Annotated in this window: 6 protein-coding genes and 1 pseudogene; 6 read left to right on the forward strand and 1 reads right to left on the reverse strand. The window is 70.6% G+C overall.

Going from position 1 to position 9,945, the window contains the following annotated elements; all coding sequences use genetic code 11:
* Window positions 1–127: 127 nt before the first annotated feature.
* A complete protein-coding gene (locus tag AB0M28_RS18785; protein ID WP_365405616.1) occupies window positions 128–2,020 on the reverse strand; it encodes a lectin in 1,893 nt (630 codons plus the stop codon).
* A 314-nt stretch (window positions 2,021–2,334) separates the two neighbouring features.
* Here AB0M28_RS18785 and AB0M28_RS18790 point away from each other — a divergent pair.
* From AB0M28_RS18790 to AB0M28_RS18815, 6 genes and pseudogenes are all read left to right on the forward strand, one after another.
* Window positions 2,335–3,321 (forward strand): annotated as a pseudogene (locus tag AB0M28_RS18790) (LacI family DNA-binding transcriptional regulator); the annotation flags it as partial.
* Between the two features lie 350 nt (window positions 3,322–3,671).
* Complete coding sequence (locus AB0M28_RS18795; protein ID WP_365405619.1) at window positions 3,672–5,348, forward strand: ABC transporter substrate-binding protein; 1,677 nt, start codon at window positions 3,672–3,674, stop codon at window positions 5,346–5,348.
* 31 nt (window positions 5,349–5,379) lie between these two features.
* Window positions 5,380–6,543 carry an ABC transporter ATP-binding protein gene (locus AB0M28_RS18800; protein WP_365405622.1) on the forward strand — a complete coding sequence of 388 codons (1,164 nt, stop codon included), beginning with the start codon at window positions 5,380–5,382 and terminating at the stop codon, window positions 6,541–6,543.
* Complete coding sequence (locus AB0M28_RS18805) at window positions 6,540–7,520, forward strand: ABC transporter permease (RefSeq protein ID WP_365405625.1); 981 nt, start codon at window positions 6,540–6,542, stop codon at window positions 7,518–7,520. Before AB0M28_RS18800 ends, AB0M28_RS18805 begins: the two co-directional genes overlap by 4 nt.
* Before the next feature lie 6 nt (window positions 7,521–7,526).
* A complete protein-coding gene (locus tag AB0M28_RS18810; protein WP_365405628.1) occupies window positions 7,527–8,519 on the forward strand; it encodes an ABC transporter permease in 993 nt (330 codons plus the stop codon).
* A complete protein-coding gene (locus AB0M28_RS18815; protein ID WP_365405631.1) occupies window positions 8,516–9,508 on the forward strand; it encodes an ABC transporter ATP-binding protein in 993 nt (330 codons plus the stop codon). Before AB0M28_RS18810 ends, AB0M28_RS18815 begins: the two co-directional genes overlap by 4 nt.
* The last annotated feature ends 437 nt before the right edge of the window (window positions 9,509–9,945 follow it).

Consider the following 9,945-nt stretch of genomic DNA (forward strand, 5'->3'; position numbering starts at 1 on the left):
CCGAGCGCCGCGCGCGGGTGAGCGTGGGCGCCGGACCCGGGCGCCGCCCGCAGCGGGGTGGGGGCAGGATGGGCGGTCCCGGGTCCGGCGGTCTGCGGGCCGGGCCCCGAAGGGCCCGGCGCCTCGGTCACGACGTCTGCAGCGTCCACTTCTGGTTCGCCGCACCGGTGCAGGACCAGATCTGGGTCGGCGTGCCGTTCGCGGAGTTGTTGCCCGTGACGTCCAGGCACTTGTCCGCCGGGACGTTCACGATGTCGTGCGAGGTCGAGTTGTACGTCCAGGACTGCGCGCCCGTGCCGTTGCAGTCGTACAGCTGGACCTTCGCGCCGTTCGCCGTCGAGCCGGCCGCCACGTCGAGGCACTTGCCCAGCGCCCGGATCGTGCCGTCGGTGCCCACCGTCCAGGTCTGGGCGGCGGTGCCGTTGCAGTCGTAGAGCTGGACGGGGGTGCCGTTGGCGGAGCTGGCGCCCTGCACGTCCAGGCACTTGCCGGCCAGGCCCGTGATCCGGCCGGTCTGGCCGCCGCCCCCGCCGGACTGGGTGCCGGACCAGGTGAAGGTCGCGGAGGTCTTCACGGGAAGGGTGTACGCGACGTTCTGGCCGCCCCAGTTGATCCGCACGGTCTGCGCCGAGGACGTGTCGTTGTAGGCGATCAGGGCCTTCGAGCCGTCCGGGTTGCGCCAGGCCACGTTGGGCACGGACGAGCTGGCCGTGGAGGAGATGCGCTCGGCGCCGGGCTTCACGAACTTCGTGAGGTGGCCCATCGTGTAGTACTCGACCGTGTAGTCGACCTGGCCACTGCGTGCGTCCCCGTTGTGCACCGTGATCAGCCCGGTGCAGGTGCCGCAGCCGCCGCTGTGCGGACCCATGTTCTGGTCGACGCCCAGACTCCACTTGGTCACCGTGCGGCCCCAGTTGCGGGTGTAGTCGACGATGTTGAGCATGTCCTCGCGCTGCTGGTTCGCGATCCAGGTGCCGCCCGAGTGCTCGGTGTCGAAGGCGTCCACAGACGGGTACTGGTTGTGGATCGTCGTCTGCAGCCCGACGTCACCGCCGTAGCCGTGCCAGGCGATACCGCCGAACAGCGGGTCGGAGCGGACGGCCGGGTCGGCGAGGACCGTCGAGCCCAGGTCGTTGTAGTTGCCCCAGTTGTAGTCCAGGGCCAGCACCTTGGTGCCGGAGATCCCGGCGTTCCGCATGGCCGGGAAGAGGTGGTTCTTGGTGAACTCCAGCAGGCCGGAGCCGTTCCAGTTCATCGACGCGTAGTTCGTGTCGTCCGTGCCGCAGCACGTCGGCTCGTTCTGCACGGAGACGTAGTCGATGTTCACGCCCTGCGCCGCGTACGCCTGCAGGTACTTCACGAAGTACTGGGCGTACGCCGGGTAGTACTGCCACTGCAGCCAGCCCCGGTTGGTGATCTTGCCGTTGTCCTTCATCCAGCCGGGCGAGCTCCAGGGTGAGGCCATCACCTTCAGCTGCGGGTTGAGCTGCCGGGCCTGCTTCGTCAGCGGCAGTACGTCGGCCAGGTCGTGTGCGATCGAGAACTGCGACAGCGAGGGGTCGGTCTGGCCGGCCGGGAGATCGTCGAAGGTGTACTGGAAGCGGGCCAGGTCCGAGCCGCCCAGCGGATTGCGTACGAAGCTCAGCCCGATGCCGTTCACCGGGTCGAACAGCGCCCGCATGGTGGCGTCGCGGGTGGTCTGGGTCAGGGCGCCGCTGCTGTTCATCAGCCACGCCGTGGTGTCGGTGAAGGAGGCGCCGCCGCCGACGAAGGACTGGTAGCGGGTGTTCTCGTCGACGGTGATGTTCACGCCGCTGCCGCCGTTCCCGGCTGTGAACGCGACGGGTGACTGGGGCTGCAGACCGCGGGTGACGTGGCGGCCGACGGAGTCGTCGGTGGTGGTCAGCCAGACGCTCACGGGCTCGGCCGCGGCGTGGGCGGTGGGGGCGTTGGACAGGGCGGCCAGTCCCGAGAAGGCCAGAGCGGCGGCTGTGACCGCGCTCAACGTCCGCTTGCGCATGCTCGAATCGCCTTTCGTGGGGAGGCGGTCGGGTGGGGGTGGGGCATGGTGCGGCTCGTGTTGCACTGAACTCCCGCTGGTCGTTGACGTCAAGAGTTGAACGCAGTTCCGGAACTCGCAGAAGTTCGGTGCGAAGTATTGACGCTCTTGTTGCGGCGGAGTTAACTCCGTCCTCGAAACCGGTCCCGGTACCGGTTCCGGAAGCGGTACCAGGTGCGGTGACGGCAGGTGTCCCGGGCCCGGTACGGCCCCTGCGGCGGGGTGTCGCCGCGCGCCTTCGCACGCTTTTGTGTGCCTTACGCCGAGGAGGACGGATGCGCGTGACGATCGCGGACGTCGCCCGCGCCGCGGGGGTCAGCAAGACCACCGTCTCGCGTGTCCTGAACGCCAAGGGCGAGGTCGACTCGCTCACCCAGGAACGGGTGCGGCGGGTCATCGCCGAACTCGGTTACGTGCCCAGCGCGCGGGCCGTCGGGCTCGCCCGGGGCAACACCCGCACGGTGGGGATGCTCGTGCCCTCGCTCACCTGGCCGTGGATGGGCGAGGTGCTGCAGGGCGTCGTGGACACCGTGGAGGCCGCCGGCTACGGGCTGCTGCTGTTCACCGCGAACCGCGGTGAGGAGTCGATGGCCCAGTTCGCGGGGCAGGTCTCGGCCCGTGCCTTCGACGGGCTGCTGGTGATCGAACCGGAGAACACCCTGGACTCGATCACCGCGTTCCACCGGCGGGGGCTGCCGGTCGTGCTGATCGACGACCGCGGGCACCATCCGGAGTTCCCGTCCGTGGCCACGACGAACCGGGCCGGCGCGGCGGCCGCGGCGCGGCATCTGCTGGCCGCGGGGCGGAGTGCGCCGCTCGTCGTCACCGGACCGGGCCGGTTCGGCTGCGTGCAGGACCGCCTGGTCGGCTTCCGTTCAACCTTCGAAGACGCGGGCCGCCAGGTGAAACTCGTGTACGAGGGCGACTTCACGGAGGACGGCGGCCGGCGCGCGGTCGAGGAGGCGCTGGCCGCGGGGGTCCGCTTCGACGCGGTCTTCGCCCACAACGACCTCAGCGCGGCCGGCGCGCTGCGCGCCCTGCGCGACAAGGGCGTCGCGGTCCCGTCGGACATCGCGGTGGTCGGCTTCGACGACATCCCCCTGGCCGCCCACACGGAACCGGCCCTGACGACGGTCCACCAGCCCCTGCGCGAAATGGGCGAATCGGCGGCATCGATGCTCCTCGCCCAACTGACCGGCACCACCCCGCCGGACGAACCCCTGACCCTCCCGACCCACCTCGTCCTCCGAGGCTCGGCCCCACAGGCGCAGGCCCAGGCAGACGCAGAACCCGACCAATCAGGCGCCGAACCCGACCCCACAGAGGTCGACCCCCGCCCCGCAGGCGTCTGACCCGGCCTCGCAGGGGCCGGACGCGGGGCCGCAGGCAGACCCGCCGCAGGCTGCGGGCAGTCGTGCCGCTGGGGCGGCACGGGTGGGCGCAGCCGAACCGCAGCCACAGCCGCAGAACCCGACCACAGCACACCGCCGCACGACGCGCACCGCACCGCACCGCAGAACTCCGCGCAACCGCGCAAGCGAAACGCGACACCGCCCGGAGTCGCTCACCCGTACCCGCAAACCGCCCCGTACGTCACCAGGGAGTCACCGAGATGCACCCCAGACGACGCACCACAACCGCCGCCATAGCCCTGACCGCCTCGCTCGCGCTGGCAGCGAGCGCCTGCAGCGGCAGTGACAGCGCCGGCGGCAACAAGGCCGGCGCCGGCACCGGCGTCCTGACCGTGGGCATGCCCAACGGCGTCCAGGCCAACAACTCCAACCCGTTCCTGGGCACGTCCGCCGGCGCCTCGCTGGGCTACCGGCACATGATCTACGAGCCGCTGGCCATGGTGAACATGATCCGCCCCGACCAGAAGCCGAAGCCCTGGCTGGCCGAGGGCTGGGAGTGGACCCCGGACTTCAAGAAGCTCACCCTCACCGTCCGCAAGGGCCCGAAGTGGTCCGACGGCAAGGAGCTGACGCCGGACGACGTGGCGTACACCTTCGAGCTGCTGAAGAAGTACCCGGCGCTGAACCCCGACGGCATCGCCTACGACGGCATCACCGTCAACGGCCAGAGCGTCGAGCTGACCTTCCAGCAGTCGCAGTACGTCAACCAGGCGAAGATCATCGACAACTTCATCGTGCCCAAGCACATCTGGGAGAAGGTCTCCGACCCGACCACCTTCACCAACGAGAAGCCGGTCGGTTCGGGCCCGTACACGCTGAAGACCTTCACCCCGCAGACCATCACGCTGACCCGGACCAAGACCTACTGGCAGGATCTGCCGAAGGTCTCCGAGCTGCGCTACACCTCGTACAACGACAACAACGCGCAGACCACGGCGCTGGCGAGCGGCAAGTGCGAGTGGAGCTTCGTGTTCATGCCGAACCACGAGAAGCTGTTCATCGCCAAGGACCCCGAGAACAACAAGCTGTGGTTCCCCAGCGGCATCGGCATCCACGGCGTGTGGTTCAACACCGCCCAGGGGCCGTTCAAGGACGTGGCGCTGCGCAAGGCCGTCAACATGGTCATCGACCGGGAGAAGATCTTCACGGTCGCCGAGGCGAAGCTCTACCCGAAGATCGAGAACGTCACCGGTCTGCCGCTGCCCGCCGCCGACGCGTTCATCGCCGACCCGTACAAGGGCAAGAACCTCGAGGTCGACGTCGAGGGCGCGAAGAAGGTCCTCTCCGACGCCGGCTACACCACCAAGGGCGACAAGCTGTACGACCCCGCCGGCAAGCAGGTGAAGTTCACGCTCACCGACCCGGCCGGCTGGAACGACTACCTCACCGGGCTCTCCCTGATCCGCGACGCGGTCAAGGACCTCGGCATCGAGGCCAAGGTCACCACGCAGACCGTGGACGCCTGGAGCAAGAACGTCAACGAGGGCAAGTTCGACGCCACCCTGCACTGGACCAACACGGGCGCCACGCCGTACGACACCTACGACCACATCATGAGCGGCAAGCACTACCAGCCCGTCGGCACCGCCGCGCCCGGCGGCAACTTCGGCCGCTTCCAGTCCGACGCCGCGACCAAGGCGCTGGAGGACTTCGCGAACGCCACGGACGAGGCGGCCCGCAAGACGGCCATGGACGAGCTGCAGCGGATCATGGTCGAGGAGGTCCCCGTCGCCCCGACGTCGGCCGGACCGATCGGTGCCGAGTACTCCACCAAGAACTGGGTGGGCTGGCCCGACGAGTCGAACCCCTACGGCCCGCCGCAGCCGACCCAGCACAACGCGCTGGACGTCGTGATGCACCTCAAGCCGGCCAACTGACCGTGACCCCTTAAGGGACGGAAGACCGACCATGCACGATGAGAAGTCCGCGGTGACACCCGAGGACGGCTCCGCGGCCCCCCGGGACGCGCGCCCTGCGGTCAGGCAGGACGCGCGCCCGGCGGGCGCGGGGGAGGAGGACCGCGCCGCGGTCCTGCTGGAGGCGCGGGACGTGACCAAGCACTTCCGGGTCCGGCGCACCGGACGCGACGTGCTCGGCCGCACCACCCGCGCGGTGCACGCCGTGGACGGGGTGACGCTGGAGCTGCGCAGGGGGCGGGTGACCGCCCTGGTCGGGGAGTCCGGGTCCGGCAAGTCGACCGTGGCCCGGCTCCTGGCCCAGCTCTATCCGCTCACCTCGGGCGAGATACGGCTGGAGGGCAAGCCGGTGAAGGCAGCCCGGGGGCGGCGCTTCCGGGCGTACTGCCGCCGGGTCCAGCTGATATTCCAGGACCCGTTCGCCTCCCTGAACCCGGTGCACACGGTGCGCTACCACCTCACCCGCGCCCTGAAGATCCACGGCCGGGCGGGCGCCACCAAGCAGGAGCTGAACGAGGCGCTCACCGCCCTGCTGGAGCGGGTGCAGCTCACCCCGGCAACCCGCTATCTCGACAAGTTCCCGCACGAGCTCTCGGGCGGTCAGCGACAGCGCGTCGCGATCGCCCGGGCGCTCGGCGCCGACCCGTCCGTGCTGCTGGCGGACGAGCCGGTGTCGATGCTGGACGTCTCGATCCGCCTCGGTGTGCTCAACCTCCTGCACGACCTCAAGGACCGCCTCGACCTCGCGATCCTCTACATCACCCACGACATCGCCTCCGCCCGCTACTTCGCGGACGAGACCCATGTGATGTACGCGGGGCGGATGGTGGAGGGCGGCGACAGCGAGACCGTCACCCAGTCGCCCGCCCATCCGTACACCCAGCTGCTGATCGCCTCGGCGCCCGACCCGGACCGGATCACGGGCGAGGACGGCGAGGAGCCCGCGGACGAGGAGCCGACGGGCGAGCCCCCGTCGCTGATCAGCCCGCCGGACGGCTGCCGCTTCCATCCCCGCTGCCCGCTGGCGATGGAGCGCTGCCGCACCGAACTCCCGCCGCGCTTCGACCTGGAGACCCCGGGCCACTGGGCGGCGTGCTGGCTGTACGACGGGACCGCCGGGCCGGCCGAGCCGGTGAAGGAGGCGGCCGCGACATGAGATACGTCCTCCAGCGCACCGCGTTCTACCTGATCACCGCCTGGGTGGCGATCACGGTGAACTTCCTCATCCCGCGGCTGATGCCGGGCGACCCCGTCCAGGCGCTGCTGGCCCGCTACCAGGGGCAGCTCGACTCCAACGCGATCGCCTCGCTGAACGCCCTGTTCGGCCTGGACAAGCACCAGAGCCTGTGGAGCCAGTACGTCGACTACTGGGGCAACCTCTTCAGCGGCGATCTGGGGCTGTCCTTCACCTTCTTCCCCACCGACGTGTCGGAGGTGATCGGCCAGGCCCTGCCCTGGACCCTGGCCCTGGTCGGCGCGACGACGCTGATCGCCTTCCTCCTCGGCACCGGGATCGGCATCTTCACCGGCTGGCGGCGGGGATCCTGGCTGGACAACCTGCTGCCCGTCACGACGTTCTTCGCGTCCATCCCGTACTTCTGGCTGGGGCTGATCGCGATCACCGTGCTCGCCGTGGAGTGGCCGGTCTTCCCCGCCTCCGGCGGCTACGCCGACGCGTTCGTGCCGTCATGGGACTGGGACTTCGTCCAGAGCGCGCTCTACCACGCCGCGCTGCCCGCGATCACCATCGTGATCAGCGCGGTCGCCGGCTGGATCCTCGGCATGCGGAACATGATGGTGACCGTCTCCAGCGAGGACTACGTGACGGTCGCCCAGGCCAAGGGGCTCTCCGAGCGCCGGGTGATGTTCACCTACGCCGCCCGCAACGCCATCCTGCCCTCGGTGTCCGGCTTCGCCCTGGCGCTCGGCTTCGTCGTCGGCGGCACGCTGGTCGTCGAACTCGTCTTCTCCTACCCCGGCATCGGCTACATGCTCTTCCAGGCCGTCGGCGCCAAGGACTACCCGCTGATGCAGGGCATCTTCCTGATCATCACGCTCGCGGTACTGGCCGCGAACATGCTGGCCGACCTGGCCTATCTGCTCCTCGACCCGCGAACCCGAAGGGAGGCGTGAGACCTCATGGCCGTACAGGCTGCCGAGATCGGCGTACTGGACGCCGCCGAGCCGGACGTGAAGGGGGCGGTCCGGTTCCGCTTCCTGCGCAACCCCAAGACCGCCACCGGGCTGGGCATCCTCGGGTTCTTCCTGCTCATCGCGGTCATCGGGCCGTGGGTCGCCCCGTACGACCCGTCCGCGACCAGCGACGCGCTGATGGCGTCGCCGTCGGCGGACCACTGGTTCGGGACCACCCAGACCGGGGAGGACATCTTCTCCCAGGTGCTCGTGGGCACCCGGGGCGTGCTGGTGGTCGGACTGATCGCCGGCGGGGTCGCCACCGTGCTGTCGGTGCTCGTGGGCGTGACGGCGGGGTTCCTGGGCGGGATCGCGGACGACGTGCTGTCCGCACTGTCCAACGTCTTCCTGGTCATCCCCGCGCTGCCGCTGATCATCATCATCGCGTCGTTCGGCGAGGGCATGGGCGACGTGGCCATCGCGCTGGTCATCGCGATCACCGCGTGGGCCTGGGGCGCGCGGGTGCTGCGGGCGCAGACGCTGTCGCTCCGCAACCGGGACTATGTGCAGGCGGCGCGGGCCACGGGGGAGTCGACGCCGCGGATCATCGTCTTCGAGGTGCTGCCGAACCTGACGGCGGTCATCGCCTCCGGGTTCGTCGGCACCGTCATCTTCGCCGTGGGCCTCGAGATCACGCTCGCGTTCATCGGCGTCGCGGACATCTCCCACTGGAACTGGGGGACCATCCTGTTCTGGGCCCAGAGCAACCAGGCCCTCGCCCAGGGCGCGTGGTGGTGGTTCGTGCCGGCGGGGCTGTGCATCGCGCTGCTCGGGACGTCGCTGGCCCTGATCAACTTCGGCATCGACGAGTTCGTCAACCCCCGGCTGCGGGTGGCCTCGCGGTCCGGGGTGCGGATGCGGGTCGGCTTCACGCCGGTGGTGCGGGGCGCGGACGCGGCCGCGGATTCCGAGAAGTCTGAGAAGGGGGACGCGGCGTGAGCCGGGAAGCTGTGCTGGAGGTCCGCGGGCTGAACGTGGACTACGGGATCGGCCGGGACGCGGTCCGCGCGGTGCGCGACGTGGACCTCGTGCTGCACCGCGGCGAGGTGCTCGGGCTCGCGGGCGAGAGCGGCAGCGGCAAGTCGACGCTGGCGTACGCCGTGACGCGGCTGCTGCCGCCGCCGGGGGTGATCGCGGGCGGGTCGGTGCGGTACCGGCCCGCCGGCGGGGGCGATCCGGTGGACATCCTGACGCTGTCGCCGCAGGAGCTGCGGCGGTTCCGGTGGGCGGAGCTGTCCATCGTCTTCCAGGGGGCGATGAACTCGCTCAACCCGGTGCTCACCGTGCACGCCCAGCTCACCGACGTACTCGCCGCGCACCGGCCGGACATGTCGCGCGCGGCGCGGACGGCGCGGGCCAAGGAGCTGCTGACCATGGTCGGCATCTCGGTGGACCGGCTGGGGGCGTACCCGCACCAGCTGTCCGGCGGGATGCGGCAGCGGGTGATGATCGCGATGGCTCTCGCGCTGGAGCCGGAGGTCGTCATCATGGACGAGCCCACGACGGCGCTCGACGTCGTCATGCAGCGGCAGATCCTGCGGCAGCTGGTCTCCCTGCGGGAGCGGCTCGGGTTCGCGGTCGTCTTCATCACGCACGACATCTCGCTGCTCGTCGAGTTCTCGGACCGGATCGCGATCATGTACGGCGGGCGGATCGTGGAGGAGGCGCCGGCCGCGGAGCTGTACGGCTCCGCGTTGCACCCGTACAGCGACGGGCTGCTGCACAGCTTCCCCGCGCTGCGGGGGCCGCGCCGCGAGCTCACGGGTATCCCGGGGTCGCCCCCGGACCTCGCGGCGATGCCTCGGGGCTGCGCCTTCTCCCCGCGCTGCGCCAAGTCCTTCGAGCCGTGCGGCGTCCGCGTCCCGTCACTCGTCGCCTCCGGCGAGGGGCGGTCGGTCGCGTGCTTCCTGCACGCGGGCGCGCCCTAGCACGCGGTGCGGCCGGCGTTGCGGGGCGACCGGTTCGCGCCCTGCGCCTTCGGCGCGGGGTCCCCGCCTGCGTGCCGCCCGTCATCGTGTCGCCTGGTCGCCCCCGGCGCCGGGGGTGGCCAGGGGTGACCCTCGAGCCCGCGCCGTGGGGAGGTCCCGCGCCCGGCCCGCCGGGGGCACGGCCGTACCGCCCCGGGGGTGACTCCGTGATCCGTCCACCGTCCCGCCAGGGGCACCGCACCGACCCCGGGGGGTGCCCCGTGATCCGTCCACCGTCCCGCCGGGGCGCCCCGCACCGTCCGGGGGTGACCCCGTGATCCGTCCATCGACCTACGCCGTGAGGGCTCGGGTGGGGCCCCTGTCGTACGTCAAGCGAAGCAGTACGGCAGCCGAGGACTGGGAGCGGGTCGGCGACGTCAGCGGCAAGATCGAGCTGT

Source organism: Streptomyces sp. NPDC051940 (assembly GCF_040680895.1).
Lineage (GTDB): Bacteria > Actinomycetota > Actinomycetes > Streptomycetales > Streptomycetaceae > Streptomyces.